This is a genomic window from Compostibacillus humi, assembly GCF_014637175.1.
Taxonomy (GTDB): Bacteria; Bacillota; Bacilli; order Bacillales; family Amphibacillaceae; genus Oceanobacillus; species Oceanobacillus humi.
Map to the genome: position 1 here is coordinate 23,145 of NZ_BMEV01000023.1, position 18,667 is coordinate 41,811.

17 protein-coding genes are annotated in these 18,667 nt (G+C 43.4%); 16 read left to right on the forward strand and 1 reads right to left on the reverse strand.

What is annotated here, in order from left to right; all coding sequences use genetic code 11:
- Nucleotides 1–94: 94 nt before the first annotated feature.
- From uvrB to IEV18_RS07790, 16 genes are all read left to right on the forward strand, one after another.
- Nucleotides 95–2,077 (forward strand): excinuclease ABC subunit UvrB, encoded by a 1,983-nt coding sequence (uvrB, locus tag IEV18_RS07715; RefSeq protein WP_188391811.1) that lies wholly within the window; start codon nt 95–97, stop codon nt 2,075–2,077.
- Between the two features lie 5 nt (nt 2,078–2,082).
- Nucleotides 2,083–4,965: an excinuclease ABC subunit UvrA gene (gene uvrA, locus IEV18_RS07720; RefSeq protein ID WP_188391812.1), complete on the forward strand. Its 2,883-nt coding sequence runs from the start codon at nt 2,083–2,085 to the stop codon at nt 4,963–4,965.
- Between the two features lie 129 nt (nt 4,966–5,094).
- Nucleotides 5,095–5,442 (forward strand): YojF family protein, encoded by a 348-nt coding sequence (locus IEV18_RS07725; RefSeq protein WP_188391813.1) that lies wholly within the window; start codon nt 5,095–5,097, stop codon nt 5,440–5,442.
- Between the two features lie 32 nt (nt 5,443–5,474).
- The gene (bshB2, locus tag IEV18_RS07730; RefSeq protein WP_188391814.1) at nt 5,475–6,143 is read left to right on the forward strand and encodes a bacillithiol biosynthesis deacetylase BshB2; all 669 of its coding nucleotides are present in this window, start codon (nt 5,475–5,477) and stop codon (nt 6,141–6,143) included.
- Between the two features lie 114 nt (nt 6,144–6,257).
- On the forward strand, nt 6,258–6,452 hold the full coding sequence (locus IEV18_RS07735) for a PspC domain-containing protein (protein ID WP_188391815.1): 195 nt from the start codon (nt 6,258–6,260) through the stop codon (nt 6,450–6,452).
- Between the two features lie 527 nt (nt 6,453–6,979).
- On the forward strand, nt 6,980–7,918 hold the full coding sequence (gene hprK / locus IEV18_RS07740) for an HPr(Ser) kinase/phosphatase (protein WP_188391816.1): 939 nt from the start codon (nt 6,980–6,982) through the stop codon (nt 7,916–7,918).
- A gap of 10 nt (nt 7,919–7,928) precedes the next feature.
- Complete coding sequence (gene lgt, locus IEV18_RS07745) at nt 7,929–8,777, forward strand: prolipoprotein diacylglyceryl transferase (protein ID WP_188391817.1); 849 nt, start codon at nt 7,929–7,931, stop codon at nt 8,775–8,777.
- A 19-nt stretch (nt 8,778–8,796) separates the two neighbouring features.
- A complete protein-coding gene (locus IEV18_RS07750; RefSeq protein WP_188391818.1) occupies nt 8,797–9,753 on the forward strand; it encodes a nucleoside recognition domain-containing protein in 957 nt (318 codons plus the stop codon).
- On the forward strand, nt 9,728–10,363 hold the full coding sequence (gene ppaX, locus IEV18_RS07755) for a pyrophosphatase PpaX (RefSeq protein WP_188391819.1): 636 nt from the start codon (nt 9,728–9,730) through the stop codon (nt 10,361–10,363). The genes IEV18_RS07750 and ppaX overlap by 26 nt, the downstream gene beginning before the upstream one ends.
- A gap of 3 nt (nt 10,364–10,366) precedes the next feature.
- Nucleotides 10,367–10,891 carry an acyltransferase gene (locus tag IEV18_RS07760; protein ID WP_188391820.1) on the forward strand — a complete coding sequence of 175 codons (525 nt, stop codon included), beginning with the start codon at nt 10,367–10,369 and terminating at the stop codon, nt 10,889–10,891.
- 973 nt (nt 10,892–11,864) lie between these two features.
- A complete protein-coding gene (locus IEV18_RS07765) occupies nt 11,865–12,845 on the forward strand; it encodes a tetratricopeptide repeat protein (protein ID WP_188391821.1) in 981 nt (326 codons plus the stop codon).
- Between the two features lie 134 nt (nt 12,846–12,979).
- Nucleotides 12,980–13,930: a thioredoxin-disulfide reductase gene (trxB, locus tag IEV18_RS07770; protein ID WP_188391822.1), complete on the forward strand. Its 951-nt coding sequence runs from the start codon at nt 12,980–12,982 to the stop codon at nt 13,928–13,930.
- A 441-nt stretch (nt 13,931–14,371) separates the two neighbouring features.
- Complete coding sequence (gene rapZ / locus IEV18_RS07775) at nt 14,372–15,262, forward strand: RNase adapter RapZ (protein ID WP_188391823.1); 891 nt, start codon at nt 14,372–14,374, stop codon at nt 15,260–15,262.
- A gap of 11 nt (nt 15,263–15,273) precedes the next feature.
- A complete protein-coding gene (gene mgfK, locus IEV18_RS07780; protein ID WP_188391829.1) occupies nt 15,274–16,266 on the forward strand; it encodes a gluconeogenesis morphogenetic factor MgfK in 993 nt (330 codons plus the stop codon).
- Nucleotides 16,267–16,340: 74 nt separating this feature from the next.
- Nucleotides 16,341–17,288: a DNA-binding protein WhiA gene (whiA, locus tag IEV18_RS07785; RefSeq protein WP_188391824.1), complete on the forward strand. Its 948-nt coding sequence runs from the start codon at nt 16,341–16,343 to the stop codon at nt 17,286–17,288.
- A gap of 203 nt (nt 17,289–17,491) precedes the next feature.
- Nucleotides 17,492–17,755 (forward strand): HPr family phosphocarrier protein, encoded by a 264-nt coding sequence (locus tag IEV18_RS07790; RefSeq protein WP_188391825.1) that lies wholly within the window; start codon nt 17,492–17,494, stop codon nt 17,753–17,755.
- A 43-nt stretch (nt 17,756–17,798) separates the two neighbouring features.
- On the opposite strand, the gene clpP is transcribed toward IEV18_RS07790, so the two are convergent.
- On the reverse strand, nt 17,799–18,407 hold the full coding sequence (clpP, locus tag IEV18_RS07795; protein ID WP_188391830.1) for an ATP-dependent Clp endopeptidase proteolytic subunit ClpP: 609 nt from the start codon (nt 18,405–18,407) through the stop codon (nt 17,799–17,801).
- Between the last annotated feature and the right edge of the window lie 260 nt (nt 18,408–18,667).

Sequence of the window (18,667 nt, forward strand, 5' to 3'; positions counted from 1 at the left end):
TTTGTTTACGAATATTTGTTCGTTTTTCTGTAAAAGTATATTGCACATGTGTTAGAATAAAAAACAGAGATTGCAGTACGGAGGTGTGGAGCCGTTGAAGCGGAAATTTGAACTCGTTTCGAACTATCAGCCTGCAGGGGATCAGCCTCAGGCGATTAAAGAACTGACAGAAAAAGTCTTAGCCGGGGAAAGGCACCAAACATTGCTCGGTGCTACAGGTACCGGAAAGACGTTTACGATATCCAATGTTATTAAAGAAGTAAATAAACCGACGTTGGTGATTGCCCATAATAAAACGCTGGCCGGACAATTGTACAGTGAATTTAAGGAATTTTTCCCGAATAATGCTGTCGAATATTTCGTCAGCTACTACGATTACTATCAGCCGGAAGCTTATGTGCCGTCCACCGATACGTTTATCGAAAAGGACGCGAGCATCAATGACGAAATTGACAAACTCCGGCACTCGGCAACATCTGCATTGTTTGAAAGAAATGACGTTATTATCGTTGCCAGTGTATCGTGTATTTACGGTTTAGGTTCCCCGGAAGAATACGGAAATCAAGTGCTTTCCCTCCGTCTAGGCATGGAGAAGGACCGGGACCAGCTCCTTCGGGAACTTGTAGACATTCAATATGCGAGAAACGATATCGACTTCCAGCGCGGGACATTTCGGGTGCGGGGAGATTCGGTGGAAATCATCCCTGCCTCCCGGGAAGAACATTGTGTCCGCATTGAATTTTTCGGGGATGAAATTGACCGGATCCGGGAAGTGGATGCGCTGACAGGGGAAATTATCGGCGACCGGGAACATGTAGCGATTTTCCCGGCTTCCCACTTCGTAACCGGGGAAGAGAAAATGAAAATCGCCATTCAAAATATTGAAAAGGAATTAGAGGAACGGCTGAAAGAGCTGCGGGATGAAGGCAAACTGCTGGAAGCCCAGCGTCTTGAACAGCGGACAAATTACGATTTGGAAATGATGCGGGAAATGGGCTTCTGTTCTGGAATTGAAAACTATTCCCGCCATTTGACATTGCGGCCGCCGGGATCAACACCGTATACATTGCTCGATTATTTTCCTGAAGATTTTCTTATCGTCATCGATGAATCCCACGTTACGCTGCCGCAAATCCGCGGCATGTACAACGGCGACCGGGCAAGAAAACAAGTGCTCGTCGACTATGGTTTCCGCCTGCCTTCGGCGCTGGATAATCGGCCGTTAAAATTTGAAGAATTTGAGAAAAAAGCCCATCAGCTTATTTATGTTTCCGCAACACCAGGACCATACGAACTGGAACATACGCCAAAAATGACGGAACAAATTATCCGTCCGACCGGCTTGCTCGATCCGAAAATTGACGTCCGTCCAATTGAAGGACAAATTGACGACCTAATCGGAGAAATTAATAAACGGACGAAACGGGACGAACGGGTTCTTGTGACGACGCTAACGAAGAAAATGGCGGAAGATTTAACCGACTACTTGAAAGAACTCGGCATGAAAGTCGCTTATTTGCATTCGGAGATTAAAACATTGGAGCGAATTGAAATTATCCGTGACTTGAGGGTCGGTAAATATGATGTGCTTATTGGGATTAACTTATTGCGGGAAGGATTGGACATTCCGGAAGTTTCCCTCGTCGCCATTCTCGATGCGGATAAAGAAGGTTTCTTGCGTTCCGAGCGGTCCTTGATTCAGACGATTGGGCGGGCTGCACGAAATGCCAACGGTGAAGTAATTATGTATGCCGATACAATTACAGAATCGATGCAAAAGGCGATTGATGAAACGAACCGACGCCGGAAAAAACAGATTGCTTATAATAAGGAACATAATATTACGCCAATGACGATTAAGAAGAAAGTGCGGGATGTTATCCGGGCTACCATTGCTGCCGAAGAGACAAGCGAATATGAAAGCAAAGCGAAAAAACTGGAGAAAATGTCGAAGAAGGAAAGAGAAAAAGTTATCGAACGAATGGAGAAGGAGATGCGGGAAGCTGCGAAAGCCCTCGATTTCGAGCGGGCTGCCGAGCTTCGGGACATTATCTTTGAACTGAAAGCAGGAGAGTGAACGAAATGTCATCGAACAAATATATAACGATTCAAGGAGCAAGAGCCCATAATTTAAAAAATGTGAACGTGCAAATCCCGAAGAATAAACTCGTTGTCGTTACGGGATTATCCGGTTCGGGCAAATCCTCCCTCGCCTTTGATACTATTTATGCGGAAGGGCAGCGCCGGTATGTGGAGTCGCTGTCCTCCTATGCAAGGCAGTTTCTCGGACAAATGGACAAGCCGGACGTGGATACGATTGAAGGATTGTCCCCGGCCATTGCCATAGATCAAAAAACAACGAGCCGCAACCCCCGGTCCACCGTCGGAACGGTAACCGAAATCTATGACTATTTGCGTTTGCTCTATGCCCGAATCGGCCGCCCGATTTGTCCAAAACACGGAATCGAAATCACTTCGCAAACGGTCCAGCAAATGGTCGACCGGATAATTGAATATCCGGAGAGAACAAAATTGCAGTTGCTGGCTCCGGTAATCTCCGGCAAAAAAGGCGAACACGTCAAACTGTTGGAAAAGCTGAGAAAAGAAGGATATGTCCGTTTGCGGGTCGATAACGAAATGCGGGAAATTTCCGAGGAGATTAAACTCGATAAAAACAAAAAGCATTCCATCGAAGTGGTTATTGACCGGATCATCGTCAAACCGGGAATAGAAGGACGGCTTAGCGACTCTATTGAAACCGCGCTGGAGCTTGGAGAAGGACGGATTATCGTCGATATTATCGGTCAAGAGGAACTTATTTTTAGCGAACATCATTCCTGTCCGATTTGCGGTTTTTCCATCGGCGAGCTGGAGCCGAGACTATTTTCTTTTAACAGTCCTTTTGGGGCTTGTCCGTCCTGCGACGGCATCGGCTATAAGCTGGAAGTCGATGTGGATTCGGTCATTCCTGATTGGAATCTCTCGTTGAACGAAAATGCCATTGCGCCGTGGACACCGGTAACATCCCAGTTTTATCCGCAGCTGCTGAAAAGTGTTTGTGATCATTACGGAATCGATATGGATATTCCGGTGAAAGACATTCCGAAGGAAATGATGGATAAAATACTGTACGGCAGCGGCACGGAGAAAATCCACTTCCGCTATGTCAGTGATGTTGGGCAAGTGAGGGAAAAAGATATTTACTTTGAAGGGGTAATCAACAATATTGCCCGGCGTTACAACGAAACAAGCTCCGAATATATCCGGGAAAGTTTAGGAAAATTTATGGCGGAAAAGAAATGCGGCAGCTGTAAAGGTTACCGCCTGAAGAAAGAGGCGCTTGCCGTTCTTGTCAACGGACTGCATATTAGCAAAGTTACCGAATTCTCTGTGACGGATGCCATCGAATTTTTCCGGTGCTTAAAGTTGACGGAGAAAGAACAGCAAATTTCCCGGATGATTATAAAGGAAATCAAAAACCGGCTCGAATTTTTGAAAAATGTTGGTCTTGATTATTTAGACTTGGCACGGGCAGCAGGAACCCTATCTGGAGGTGAAGCCCAGCGAATTCGGCTTGCCACCCAAATCGGATCGGCATTGACAGGGGTTCTATATGTTCTCGATGAACCGTCCATCGGGCTGCACCAGCGGGACAATGACCGATTAATTGATACGTTAAAGAAAATGCGGGATTTGGACAATACGCTAATTGTCGTGGAACACGATGAAGATACGATGTTGGCAGCGGACTGGCTTATCGATATCGGGCCGGGAGCCGGAGAGCACGGCGGTCAGGTCGTCGCCAGCGGCACCCCGGAAGAAGTGATGAACAATGACCGTTCCATTACCGGCCGCTACCTTTCCGGAAAAGAAATCATTCCGGTTCCAGCAGAACGCCGGAAGCCGGACAAACGGTTTATTGAAGTGAAAGGGGCAAAAGAAAATAACTTAAAAAATGTAAACGTGAAAATTCCGATTGGCCTCTTTAACGTTGTTACGGGAGTATCCGGCTCCGGAAAGAGTACCCTTGTGAATGAAATAATTTATAAAGCCATTTCCAGAGAGCTGTACAATAGCAAACTTCGTCCAGGGGAATTCAGGGAAATAAAAGGATTGGAACATTTGGACAAAGTGATTGAGATTGACCAGTCCCCAATCGGCCGGACGCCAAGGTCCAATCCGGCAACGTACATCGGTGTTTTCGATGATATTCGTGATGTTTTTAGCCAGACGAATGAGGCGAAAGTGCGCGGCTATAAAAAGGGCCGCTTCAGCTTTAACGTGAAGGGCGGCCGCTGTGAAGCATGCCAGGGAGACGGAATTATCAAAATCGAAATGCATTTCCTCCCGGACGTGTACGTTCCGTGTGAAGTGTGTCACGGCAAGCGGTACAACCGGGAAACGCTGGAAGTAAAATATAAAGGGAAAAATATCGCGGATATTTTAGATATGCGGGTGGAAGAGGCATTAGAATTTTTTGCGCCGATTCCGAAAATTAAACGGAAGCTGCAAACGATTTATGATGTCGGTTTAGGCTATATTAAACTTGGACAGCCGGCAACGACATTGTCCGGCGGGGAAGCCCAGCGGGTGAAACTGGCCAGTGAACTCCACCGCCGTTCCAACGGGAAAACGCTCTATATTTTGGACGAGCCGACAACCGGATTGCATGCCGACGATATTAAACGGCTCCTTTCTGTCCTGCAGCGGCTCGTCGATAACGGCGATACGGTGTTGATTATTGAACATAATTTAGACGTCATTAAATGTGCCGATAACATTATCGACCTTGGACCGGAAGGCGGTGACCGGGGCGGACAAATCGTTGTAACCGGCACGCCGGAAAAAGTGGCGGAAGCAGCAGATATTTCCTATACCGGAAAATATTTAAAAGCGACCCTCGAGCGGGATAAAGTCCGGATGGAAACGTGGCTCGCTAAAAAAGAAAAAGCAGGTGCGAAATAGCAGGTGACATAGCACCTGCTTTTTTTATGAGGAATTTGGGAGTAGGAGGCCAATAAGCAGAATTTAACCTTTGACTAGGTTTCTTTGATTCGATACAGTTAAAATAGATGAAAGTTGGAGGCAAGATAAATGAAACCGATAAATTTAGCGGAAGTACAAAGTGAATTAGAGAAATATATTAATAGAGAAGTTTATCTTCATTTGGAAACGACAAACGGCGCCTACGCCAGTCACTTTAATGATAAAGCCTACAATGTCGGCGCCTACATTCGCAATGCGAAGGTTACGTTCAATCAGGCCAAAATTGTCGGTGACGGAAATTCGTATCGGGTCGGTTTAAAAATGGAACTTGGCTGGATTTATGCGGAAGGGTTAACCGACTGGGAAATTTATAATTCGAAACTGTTACTGGCCGGTCATGACCGGGAAGGACGGCTTATGGTGGCGTGCCAAATTAGCGATACCCCGTTTTCTTAAAAACAGGTCGGAAGATGGAAGGATTGATGAACATGGAAAAACATGTAGTTGTAATTTATCCCCATCCGGATGATGAGTCTTTTGGATGTGCAGGAACGATTACGAAGTTCCGGGAGCAGGGAGTTCCGGTTACGTATTTATGTGGGACATTAGGTGAAATGGGCCGGAATATGGGTTCGCCCGCTTTTGCCAACCGGGAAACATTGCCGGAAATACGCAAAAAAGAATTGCTCGCTGCCTGCAAGGTGCTTGATATAGAAGTAGAGATGCTCGGCTATCGGGATAAGACGATTGAGTTTGAAGACGAGAAAAAGGTTGCCCTTCATTTGAAGGAGATCTTGGAAAGAATTAAACCAACTTTAGTAATTACCCATTATCCAGGTTATGCCGTACATCCCGATCATAATGCTTTAGGAAAAGCAGCCATTGAAGCGGTGCGGCTGATGGATGAAAAAACGCGGCCAACGGTTTGGGCGCAGGCAATTTCGAAAGACTACCCTGATGTGCTTGGAAAACCGGATGTCGTTCACGATGTTGCAGATTATATGGATAAAAAAATTGAAGCAATTTTTTGCCATAAATCCCAGGCGCAAGGAGTGCTCGGACAGCACCGCCATTTGCTGAAAGAAGACAAAAGTTTGCAGGAAATTACGAAGGAACGATTAGGAAAAGAAATGTTTTATATTTGGAAGTTTGCATAATTTGCCTGGTTCGCCCTATTTTTTGCATAAAATGAAACGTTTTGACGAATAAAACGTATATAAGGCAGAATAATAATTTGGCGGCAGGAAAAGAGAGAAAGAGGAGGAATGCAGATGAAACGGCTTTACCGTTCGACAACAGATAAGATGGTAGCGGGAGTGTTTGGCGGCCTTGCGGAATATTTTCATATTGATGCGACAATTCTTCGGCTGATTTATGCAGTTCTTTGTGTATTTAGTCATTTTACTTTAGTATTAGTCTACATTATCGCTGCGATTATCATTCCTAAGGATTACGATGTTCTTTAAGTAAGAATCGATTAGACCACATGAGCTGGGCATCATGTGGTTTTTTATTGCAATGACACACTGCATTCCGTTTTCAAATAAACTGTTACATTGCCAGGCGAAGTGTAAGATTAAAGAGCAACGCCCGTCAGAAAAATTCTGATTTACGCTGATTTCTAGTTGATTAGCGCTGAAATTTGCTGTATTTCGTTCGAATAAAATAATTGCGCCGAATTAATCGATTGATCGTCAGAATAAGATAGAGTTTCGCTGAAATAGTTATGCCCTAGCGCCGAATTCGCACAGAGAATGTTAGAATAGCAGAATTTCGCTGAATAATATTATTTACCGTTAGAAAAAAGAAGAAAAGCGCTGAATGATTAATTTCACCGCCGAATATTGCAGGGCATCGTTAGAATACCCGAGGAAAATAGAAGCGGAAACACAGAGTGGCTGTCCTTCTCATAAAAAGCTTCAACTGATTTTACCTTTACTTTATGCTACAATGTAAAAAGCTAAATCTTCTCTTGAGGAGGATATCGTTACATATGGGTAACATCGTGCGCACAAAAGACCTGCTGGATAATTTTAATCTGACCCTGGTGGCAGGGAAAGACGGGATACATCGGGAAATCATTACGAGTGACATCTCCCGGCCGGGGATTGAAATGACAGGTTATTTTAAATATTATCCAAAGGAAAGGCTGCAGCTTATTGGAAAAACAGAAATGACTTATTTTTTAGGATTAAGCGAAGAAGAGCAAAGGGACCGGGCAGAACGTCTCTGTACCGATGTTACTCCGGGAATTGTTATCTCCCGGGGAATGGACGTGCCCCAAGCTCTGATTGATGCCGCAAATGAAGCGGGGGTACCGATTTTGCACTCGCCGCGGAAAACGACGAGAGTCATCAGCCGTTTGACAAATTTTCTTGAAGCAAAATTCGCCCCTTTTACCGCCGTCCATGGCGTTTTAGTCGATGTCTACGGGGTTGGAGTGTTAATTACCGGCCAGAGCGGCGTCGGAAAAAGTGAAACTGCTCTGGAACTTGTTAAACGCGGCCACCGGCTCGTTGCGGATGATAGTGTGGAAATCCGCCAAGAAGACTATGATACGTTAATCGGCAGTTCCCCGCCGTTAATAGAACATATGCTGGAAATCCGGGGACTGGGGATTATTAATGTCATGACGTTGTTCGGCGCCGGAGCCGTTCTCAGCAGCAAAAAAATTTCCATGGTTGTCCACCTGGAAAATTGGGATGAGAAAAAACAGTATGACCGGCTTGGGCTGGATGAAGATAAAATGAAAATTATGGACGTATCTTTGCCGAAGGCGACCATACCGGTAAGGCCGGGCCGAAATTTGGCGGTTATCATTGAAGTAGCAGCGATGAACTTCAGATTGAAAAGAATGGGTGTCAATGCAGCTGAAGAATTTTCCGAACGATTGACGCGAATGATCCAGTATGAAAAAGATATTTTAGAATAGGGGTTGGAGAATGGTTTATACGAGCGCTCCATTTGATCGTGTATTTATCGAAATCGGTCCCCTCACCATTTATTGGTACGGGGTTATTATTGCCACCGGTGCCGCCATCGGTTTATGGCTGGCGATGAAAGAGGCCGAACGTCTCGGGTGGAACAAAGATTTACTTATCGATTTTCTTATTTATGCCGTGCCAATCGCAATTATTTTTGCCCGAATTTATTATGTCACCTTTGAATGGGAGCGGTATAGTGACGGGCCGCTATGGAAAGTGATTGCCATCTGGGAAGGCGGAATTGCTATACACGGTGCGGTTATCGGCGGAGTGGTGACAGCTATCGTTTTTAGCCGCGTTCGGAAAATTCCCTTTTGGCAATTGGCAGATATCGTTGCTCCGAGCTTAATTCTCGGACAGGCTATCGGCCGCTGGGGAAACTTTATGAACCAAGAGGCGCATGGCGGCCCAATTCCGGAAGGTTCGGTTTTATATGATATATTGCCAGATTTTATTTTGCAGCAGATGACCATTGACGGCGTGACATACCAGCCGACGTTTTTGTATGAGTCGCTCTGGAATATATTAATTTTCGTGCTCTTAATTTATATGCGCCGTCAATGGAACCCGATTCGCGGGGAAATTTTCCTGACTTATGCTATTATGTATTCAATTGGGCGATTTTTTATCGAAGGCATGCGGACGGACAGTTTATATGTCGTTGGTGATTTGCGCACTGCCCAAATAGTATCCATTTTGACAATTATCATTGGACTGATTCTTATTTTTTATCGGAGAAAAACAACGACAGTCCGCTATAAAGACGTTCCAAAGAAGAAGAAAAAAATGAAGAAGAGGAAAAAATAGGGATAAGGGAGAATACAGCATGTCACAAATTATGCAACGAGGTCTGAAACAAGGATTACAGACAACGTGGACATTAGGAAAAGTGATTTTTCCGATTACGTTAATTGTGACCATTTTACAGTTCACACCGGTTTTGCCCTGGTTTATCCAGCTCCTTGAACCGGTAATGCATTGGATCGGACTGCCAGGGGAAGCAGCCTTGCCGTTAGTATTAGGGAATGTCCTCAATTTGTATGCTGCCATTGGAGCAATTATTTCCTTTGAATTTACGGTAAAAGAAGTGTTTATTATGGCCATGATGTTGTCATTTAGCCATAATTTATTCGTAGAGTCGGCCGTAGCAACGAGAGTCGGCGTAAGCTGGTGGGTAATTGTCGGCGTACGGGTCTGCTTGGCATTATTATCTGCTGTCGTTATTAACCTATTATGGAGCGGCGGCGCAGAAACAGCCCAATATGGACTTATTTCTGTCCAAGAAACAGTCCCGGAAACATGGGGCGCCATTCTTTACCACGGTTTGGAAACGGCAGTCCTTGCCATCGTCCAGTTGGCCCTGATTGTGATTCCTTTAATGATGATTATGCAATATTTGCGGGAGAAAGGCTGGCTCAACTTCCTATCCGACCGGCTAGCTCCGTTTATGCGGGTACTCGGCATGGACAAAAATGCATCGATGACGATGGTTGCCGGACTGACGATTGGCCTTGCTTTTGGAGCGGGTCTGATGATTCAGGCGGTGAAGGAAGACGGGGTTTCCAAACGGGATATGTATTTGGCGCTTATTTTTCTTGTCGCCTGTCATGCGGTAGTCGAGGACACATTAATTTTTGTCCCATTAGGAATTCCTGTTTGGCCGTTATTATTAATTCGTCTCGGAACCGCCATTGTGCTTACGATGATTATTGCTAATATTTGGCGAAAAGCGGAAAACAGAAGAAAGGAAACAACCGATGAGCATACGTACCATACTGTTTGATTTAGACGGAACGCTAATCGATACAAATGAATTGATTATCGCATCCTTCATGCATACATTTTCAACATTCAAATACTCGTTTACGAGGGAGGAAATTATCGAATTTAACGGACCGCCCCTCGTCGATACATTCCGGAAAATTGATCCAGACCGGGTGGATGAACTCGTACAAACGTATCGGGAGCATAATTTGCGTGAACATGACCGGTATGTGAAAGCTTTTCCTTACGTTCATGAAGTGCTCGATAAGCTGAAAGAACATGGCCTCAAAATCGGGATTGTTACGACAAAGATGAGAGGCAGCGTAGAGCGGGGATTGGATATAACTAATCTGAACGGCTATTTTGATACGATTATCACGCTGGATGACGTCAGCAATCCGAAACCCCATCCGGAGCCTGTCGTAAAAGCGATGGAGGACCTGCAAGCGACTGCTTCCTCTACCATAATGGTCGGGGATAATTCCCATGATATTGAAGCAGGGCAAAATGCAGGAGTAAAAACCGCTGGCGTCGCCTGGTCATTTAAAGGAAAAGACCGGCTATTGCAGTATAATCCAACCTACATGCTGGAAGATATGCGGGATTTGTTGACTATTGTAGGAGTGTAGCCTATGCGAAAAACGAAGCGCTATCCTGTAAAGGGCGCCAATTCTTTATGGCAAGTTTACCGGACGGTACCGTTTTGGAAAGTATTTAAAAATACGTTCATTATCGTCATTGCCAGGTATACCCCGTTCATGCCGGTGAAAAATTGGCTATACCGCACATTTTTAAAAATGAAGATCGGAGAACAAACGGCCTTCGCTTTTATGGTTGTCCCCGATATTTTATTTCCGGAAAAAATTTCCGTTGGCAAAAATTCGATTATCGGGTACAATACAACGATTTTGGCCCATGAATATTTAATCGATGAATATCGGGTTGGCGAGGTGAAAATCGGGGATGAAGTGATGGTCGGCGCCAATACGACCATTCTTCCTGGAATTACAATCGGCGACCGGGCAGTAGTGTCTGCAGGAACGCTTGTGCATAAAGATGTTCCAGAAGGCTGTTTTGCCGGGGGCAACCCGATGCAAATCATTTACACTAAAGAGGAAATGGAAGAACGAAGAAAAAGCGAAAAAGAAACCAGGTGAAACGAATGTCGTTTTGCCTGGTTTTTTCCTTGATTCTGTAAGCTGATTGAAGCAAAGAGGGTAATTGCTTTGCTCAGTAGTCAGTTCGAGGCTAAAATTTGTTTCCGAAGTGCTTATAGCCCGGTTCTAATGCCCGTTTTAACTCAAAATCTGTGCCAAAAGTGTCCATGGAGCTGCTCTAAAGTCCGTTTGCAGCCAAAATCTGTGCCAAAAGTGTCTATAGAGCTGCTCTAAAGCCCGTTTGCAGCCAAAATCTGTGCCAAAAGTGTCCATAGAGCTGCTCTAAAGCCCGTTTGCAGCCAAAATCTGTGCCAAAAGTGTCTATAGAACTGCTCTAAAGCCCGTTTGCAGCCAAAATCTGTGCCAAAAGTGTCTATAGAGCTGCTCTAAAGTCCGTTTGCAGCCAAAATCTGTGCCAAAAGTGTCTATAGAACTGCTCTAAAGTCCGTTTGCAGCCAAAATCTGCATCAAAAGTGTCTATAGAGCTGCTCTAAAGCCTGCTTTAATCCAAAATTTGATACAAAAGTGCCTATAGCCCATTTCTAAAGCCCGTTTGAATCAAAAATCTCCTCCAAAGCGTCCAATAGCTCGTTCCTAAAGACATGTTAATCCCTTGTATTTAGTAAAAGAGAACTAAAGATCATTATAAAACCTCAGGTTTTATCTAACAATAAAATGCCAATAATGGCAAATATGCACGGAATAATTTAGGAAAAATTACGTGGTCAGAGTTAGTCTAAAGTGGATATTTTTATTTTACCCGCCATTGTTAACGGTAATGTCGATAGATGTTAAACTGCAGATATGATTGAGGTTTTTGCGTAAATTGACTATAATACTTCAATGGCATCCTATCCAAATTGTCAATAACAAAACATTTGTCATATTATTGACATTTTTGTGTAAAAAACAAGATTAATGCTATTGTATGTTATACTTTACTCGGTATGCATTGTAAAAATAGGGGGATTTTATGTCACGGTTAAAACAAAAAAGCAAAATTGTCCCTTTTATTCCAGACGATGGATTTTACTTTACTAAAGGCATTGAAGCCTTTCAAAATAGGAAATTCGATCTGGCTTTAAAATGGATGAAAAAGGCGATGGATTCCAATCCGAAGGAGCCGTTGTATCCATGCCAAATGTCGATTATATATACAGAAATCGGAGCATATCATGCAGCCAATCAGTTGCTGACTCAAGTGTTGAAAACAGCTGACTATGTGGACTGCTATTATTTGCTTGCCAATAATTATGCCCATTTAGGGTTATTAAATGATGCCAAAAAATTTGTAAAGCTATATTTGGAAAAAGAACCGAATGGCGATTTTGCAGATGATGCAAAGCAGCTGCTGGAAATTATCGAAATAGATGAAGATGAAGAGGAACTGGATTTTGAAGAAGAAGATGAACTGCTCATGTACCAGGAAACGGTTTTTTATCATATGGAGAAGGAAGAATGGGAAAAAGCGATTCCTGTAATCGAAGAGATGATCGTTCTTTTTCCGGAATATACGTTAGCCCGTCATGATTATGCTCAGGCCCTATTCTTTACGGGAAATAAAAAAGAAGCCATACGGATGGAACAGGAATTGTTGCAGGAGGATCCGAACGACCTTTATAGTTTCATGAATATAGCACTATTCCACCACTCTCTAGGGGAAGAAGATTCGGCAATGGTGTATGCGGAGAAACTGCAGAAAGTATTTCCGATCCATGAACAGCTGAAACTGCGCATTGCCGTCACTTTTGCTCGAATTGGACAATATGATATAGCATATGAACGTTTTTGCAAATTAAACAAAGAAATGCTCAAAAATCATTTATCCTTTTATCGCTGGTACAGTATTGCTGCCTATCATTGCGGCTGTCCGTCGAAAGCAGTGAAGATTTGGAAAGAAGGATGCAGAAGATACCCGGTTTTAGCCGAAAAAATGATGCCTTGGAATGGTTAAGTGTTAGCGAACGTAAAGCGGAGCATCCTTTTCTCGTTATGTCGAATGAAGTCGAAATTGGTGAGCAGAATAATAGACGAAAGGTAGTTGATTCTTTATTCTTAAGATAGGAATGAAGAGAAAGGGGCTTAAACATGTCCGAAGAAAAGATGTATGATGTCATTATAGCCGGTGCGGGTCCAGCAGGGATGACAGCAGCAGTGTATACATCCCGTGCTAATCTGTCTACCTTAATGCTGGAGCGGGGAATTCCAGGCGGACAGATGGCAAATACGGAAGATGTGGAAAACTATCCGGGGTTTGACCGGATTTTAGGACCGGAACTTTCCAATAAAATGTTTGAACACTCGAAGAAATTTGGTGCCGAATATGCCTATGGCGATATTAAAGAAGTGATTGACCATGGGGATTACAAAACGGTCGTGACCGGAAATAAGGAATATAACACAAGAGCGTTAATTATTGCTACCGGAGCAGAATACAAGAAACTTGGTGTCGAAGGGGAAGAAGAACTCGGCGGCCGTGGAGTTTCCTATTGTGCCGTTTGTGACGGAGCATTCTTTAAAAACAGAAAATTGGTCGTTGTCGGCGGCGGAGACTCAGCGGTAGAAGAAGGCGTCTATTTAACCCGTTTTGCCGAAAAAGTAACGATTATCCACCGCCGGGATCAGCTGCGGGCGCAGAAGATTTTGCAGCAGCGGGCATTTGCAAATGAAAAAGTTGACTTTATTTGGGATACGGTTGTAGAAAAAATTAATGGTCCGCAAGGCAAAGTGGAAAGCGTCACGTTAAAAAATGTTAAGACTGGCGAAACCTATGATTTTCAGACAGACGGTGTCTTCGTCTATATTGGCATGGTTCCTCTAAGCGCACCATTCAAATCATTGGGAATTACGAATGACGAAGGCTACATCCCTACCAATGAAAACATGGAAACGAGCATTCCTGGCATTTTCGCTGCCGGAGACATTCGGGAAAAACAGCTGCGGCAAATTGTTACGGCTACCGGTGATGGAAGCATTGCGGCTGAGTCAGCAATTAAGTATGTAGAAGAATTAGCAGAAAAAGCGAAAGCTGTAAATTAAACATAGGCATCCATGGAACAAAGCAGTTCCGTGGATGTTTTTTGATGCAATTCAATGGGATTTCGATAAAGACTAAGCCCGTTCCTGCAAAATATAGCCAGAACCCGCCTAAAAAATTTTCGTATCCGAAGTGATTTAACTCACTTTTAACGCTCTTGTAATACACATGCAACATTTATAATTTACACTGTAAGTAACTAATTGACCCCCCTTTTAATATATAGATTAGTTGTTCGGGCACAGGGTATATCCCTGTGCTGCTTTTTTTATGCCAAAGTCCCGTACGATTCGAAAAAATAGGAAAAATAATGAAATTGTAACAAAGAACGCTAATGGAAGTTTAGTTTTGCTCATAGTATAATAGTAAAATAAAGGATTTCTCCATGATTTATTTCAATGAAGAATCCTTCAGCATCTTTAAAATAAGAGGAGAGAGGCAAATTGGCAGATGCAAAAACGGAAACAAAGTTGGTCATTATAACCGGAATGTCGGGAGCAGGGAAAACTGTCGCGATACAAAGCTTTGAAGACCTTGGTTACTATTGTGTCGACAATCTTCCGCCGACATTGTTGCCAAAATTTCTCGAGCTGATGAAGGATTCTGCGAACAATATTCAAAAAGTTGCATTAGTCATGGATTTGCGTGGACGAGAATTTTTCGACATGCTCTTTGATGCATTGGATATGCTAGGAAAAGAGGAATGGCTCGATGAACACATCCTTTTCCTCGATGCAAAGGATGAAAAACTCGTCAGCAGATATAAAGAAACGAGAAGGTCCCACCCGCTAGCTCAAGGGGGCTTGCCGCTCACCGGAATCCGGCAGGAACGGGAGATATTGGATGAATTGCGGGGACGGGCACAGCGGATCATTGATACGACAAACATGAAACCGCGGGAATTGCGGGAGAAAATTTTAAAAATATATGCGGAAGATAAACAGGAAATCTTTTCCGTCCACATGGTGTCCTTCGGGTTTAAATATGGGATCCCGATTGATGCCGATATTGTTTTTGATGTTCGCTTTTTGCCAAATCCGCACTATGTCTCCAACTTGCAGCCGCTGACCGGGTTGAATCAAGAAGTTGCCTCCTATGTTTTTAAATGGTCGGATACCCAAATCTTTATCGAAAAAGTACTCGATTTGCTTCAATTTATGTTGCCGCAATATAAAAAGGAAGGAAAATCCCAGCTCGTCGTCGGAATCGGTTGTACCGGCGGCCAGCATCGTTCGGTCGCCATTGCGGAACATTTTGCCAAAGAACTGTCGGCACATTACATTACCCATGTCAGTCATCGTGATATCGACAAAAGAAAGGAACAGTCACGATGAGGAAAGATGGCATGCATTCCGGAGGCGGATGGGGCCGAATCGGTTCCAGTAATTCCCAGAAGGCCCCGAAGGTTGTTGTCATCGGCGGCGGAACAGGGATGCCTGTTCTCCTTCGGGGACTGAAACATGTCCCAATTCAGCTGACGGCGTTGGTTACTGTTGCTGATGACGGCGGGAGCACCGGCCGTCTTCGGAATGAGATGTCCATTCCCGCTCCAGGGGATATCCGCAATGTGATAGCCGCCATGTCTGATGCGGAGCCGATGCTCTTGGAGCTGTTTCAGCACCGTTTTTCTGTCAATAATGGCTTGTCCGGCCATTCGATGGGCAATTTATTGTTAGCGGCTATGACATCGATTACTGGCGACTTTTATGACGGAATTAAAGAAATTTCCCGCGTTTTAAACGTAAAGGGGAATGTTTATCCGATTTCCAATGAAAATTTAGTGCTGCATGCAGAGTTTGAGGACGGATCGACAGTTTCCGGCGAGTCCCTTATTCCGCAGGCAAATAAAAAAATCAAGCGTGTTTTTTTAACGCCGGAAAATGCCAAACCTTTTCCTGATGCTATTCAGGCGATTGAAGAAGCGGATTTAGTCGTCATATCACCTGGCAGCCTGTATACGAGCATTATGCCGAATTTAATCATTCCCCAGATTGACTCCGCCATTCGGAGAACACGGGGAAAAGTTGTCTATGTATGCAATGTGATGACCCAGCCGGGAGAAACGAACGGGTATCGGGCATCAGATCATATCCAGGCAATTTATAATCATATTGGGGAAGGATGTATTGATGCCATAGTTGTCCATAATAAGCCGATTAAAAAAGAAATCGAGGCCATTTACCGCAGGCAGCAATCCGAACCGGTAGTTTATGATATTGAAAAGTTAGTGGATATGGGATTGGAAATTATCGAAGGTGACATTATCCGTTATACGAATACGATAATTCGCCACGATCAATATAAAATTGCCCAATTGCTTTATTCCCTTATTCGCTGAAAACGCAAAGAAAGGGAAGAAACGCCATTCCCTTTGGAATGTATGGGAAAATGAATGATAAAGGTGGAATGATTATGTCCTTTGCATCGGAAATAAAAAAAGAATTGACGTCCATCGAAGCGGAGGATTGCTGTAAACAAGCAGAGATTGCTGCCCTAATAAAAATGAATGGGATGCTATCGGTATCCCGCAATCATTATACGCTGGACGTACAGACGGAAAATGCCGCCATCGCCAGACGGATGTATACATTAATTAAATCGTTGTACGGCTTCCCCATAGAACTGTTAGTGCGGAAAAAAATGAAATTAAAAAAGAACAATATTTACATCGTCCGTTTAAAAGAAAAGGTACAGTCTTTTTTGCAGCAATTGGGAATTATGGAAGATGACTATTCAATTTTACAAAAGGTGCCTGAAAAATATTTAGAGAAGAGCTGCTGCAGAAAAGCCTATTTGCGGGGGGCTTTTTTAGCCGGCGGATCCGTCAATAATCCGGAAACTTCTTCCTACCATTTGGAAATAGCGAACGATCATGAAGAACATAATGAAGCGCTTTGTAATTTAATGAACCAGTTTTCATTGCGGGCACGTACTTTGTCCCGGAAAAAAGGCTACATCGTTTACGTCAAGGAAGCGGAGAAAATTACCGAGTTTTTAAATATTATCGGCGCCCATAATGCGCTGTTTAAATTTGAGGATGTTCGTATCGTCCGGGATATGCGCAATTCAGTAAATCGGCTTGTCAATTGTGAAACAGCGAATTTAAACAAAACGATTGGTGCCGCATTTCGGCAAATTGAGAACATTAAGCTGATTGAAAGAACGGTAGGGCTGGAACGTCTGCCGGAAAAATTGCAGGAGATCGCAAAATTGCGTATCCAGTATCAGGATGTATCCTTGAAAGAACTCGGAGAACTAGTATCGGGAGGCAAAATTTCCAAATCGGGAGTGAACCATCGACTGAAAAAAATCGATGAATTTGCTGAGCGGATTAAGCGCGGGGAAGAAATAAGATTGTGAGCAATCCGTAAGAGCCAGTCTCTTACGGATAAGCAAACAATAGTTTTCCTATAAAATTAATATGATTACATTTTCTCATTTCTTATGGTATAATACTCATAATTTAATACTAACTGAAAATATTTTTGTCCGTACATATAGAGAATACTAATTTTATAGAAAAACAAAAAGTTGATAGCGTTTACAGGAAAGGATGAGAATATTTGTTAGAAAAATCAGTAAAAGTAATTTTAGATTCAGGACTGCAAGCACGGCCAGCCGCCAGATTTGTGCAGGAGGCAAATCGATTTTCTGCTAATATTTTTATTGAAAAAAACGGCAAAAAAGTAAATGCAAAAAGTATTATGGGATTAATGAGTCTCGCTGTAGCCCATGGGGAAGAAATTACATTGATTACCGATGGTCCTGATGAAGAAGTGGCAATGAATCATCTTTGTTCATTTGTCTCAGCAAAAGAGAAGGCTTAAGCAATATAAAAAAGGAGGAATGGCCGTTCCTCCTTTTTTTCGTTTATTTGTCTTCTTTTCTTTCTAAAATCTTGTCAATTAAACCGTACTCCACGGATTTTTGTGCTGTCATAAAATTGTCTCTTTCCGTATCCCGTTCAATGACTTCCAGCGGCTGTCCGGTTTTTTCAGCAAGAATTTGGTTCATCCTCTTTTTAATTTCAATAATTCGCCGTGCATGAATTTCAATATCCGTTGCTTGACCTTGAGCACCGCCTAAAGGCTGATGGATCATAATTTCACTGTTTGGCAAGGCGTAACGTTTTCCTTTTTTGCCGGCTGCCAGCAAGAAGGCGCCCATGGATGCGGCCATCCCGATACAAATAGTCGATACGTCCGGCTTAATAAAGTTCATCGTATCATAGATTGCCATCCCGGCAGTAATGGACCCTCCTGGAGAGTTAATGTAAAGGGAAATATCTTTGTCCGGATCTTCCGCTTCCAGGAAAAGCAGCTGGGCAACGATGGAGTTTGCCACGTTGTCATCGATGGCACTGCCGAGTAAAATGATGCGGTCTTTTAATAAACGGGAATAAATGTCATACGCACGTTCACCGCGGTTTGTCTGTTCAATTACTGTAGGTACTAAGTTCATTTGCTCATTCCTCCTCATTGAAACAATCGTATAATCACTTGCTAAATTAATCATATAGCAAAGGTCAAGAAAGGTCAAACAAAAACCATCCGATTTGGAAAACAATTACATCTCCTATCATTACCAAATATATCAGCAATAAAACGTCAGGAAAAGTACTAATGTAAACTATGTGTAAAATATTTCTCGAGGGGTATTTAAGCTAAATTCTGGTAAAAAAAGAGAAAGCACTCTATCATAAATGTATGCTTTGACGGGCAAATACATTTAGAAAGAGG

Excerpts from the sequence above, each read along its gene's own strand:
- clpP (WP_188391830.1), bottom strand. The coding sequence starts at position 18,407 with ATGAGGAGGAATGAGCAAATGAACTTAGTACCTACAGTAATTGAACAG.
- hprK (WP_188391816.1), top strand. The coding sequence starts at position 6,980 with ATGGGTAACATCGTGCGCACAAAAGACCTGCTGGATAATTTTAATCTG.
- lgt (WP_188391817.1), top strand. The coding sequence starts at position 7,929 with ATGGTTTATACGAGCGCTCCATTTGATCGTGTATTTATCGAAATCGGT.
- whiA (WP_188391824.1), top strand. The coding sequence starts at position 16,341 with ATGTCCTTTGCATCGGAAATAAAAAAAGAATTGACGTCCATCGAAGCG.
- bshB2 (WP_188391814.1), top strand. The coding sequence starts at position 5,475 with ATGGAAAAACATGTAGTTGTAATTTATCCCCATCCGGATGATGAGTCT.
- IEV18_RS07760 (WP_188391820.1), top strand. The coding sequence starts at position 10,367 with ATGCGAAAAACGAAGCGCTATCCTGTAAAGGGCGCCAATTCTTTATGG.
- IEV18_RS07765 (WP_188391821.1), top strand. The coding sequence starts at position 11,865 with ATGTCACGGTTAAAACAAAAAAGCAAAATTGTCCCTTTTATTCCAGAC.
- IEV18_RS07750 (WP_188391818.1), top strand. The coding sequence starts at position 8,797 with ATGTCACAAATTATGCAACGAGGTCTGAAACAAGGATTACAGACAACG.
- IEV18_RS07735 (WP_188391815.1), top strand. The coding sequence starts at position 6,258 with ATGAAACGGCTTTACCGTTCGACAACAGATAAGATGGTAGCGGGAGTG.
- uvrA (WP_188391812.1), top strand. The coding sequence starts at position 2,083 with ATGTCATCGAACAAATATATAACGATTCAAGGAGCAAGAGCCCATAAT.
- ppaX (WP_188391819.1), top strand. The coding sequence starts at position 9,728 with ATGAGCATACGTACCATACTGTTTGATTTAGACGGAACGCTAATCGAT.
- IEV18_RS07725 (WP_188391813.1), top strand. The coding sequence starts at position 5,095 with ATGAAACCGATAAATTTAGCGGAAGTACAAAGTGAATTAGAGAAATAT.
- mgfK (WP_188391829.1), top strand. The coding sequence starts at position 15,274 with ATGCATTCCGGAGGCGGATGGGGCCGAATCGGTTCCAGTAATTCCCAG.
- trxB (WP_188391822.1), top strand. The coding sequence starts at position 12,980 with ATGTCCGAAGAAAAGATGTATGATGTCATTATAGCCGGTGCGGGTCCA.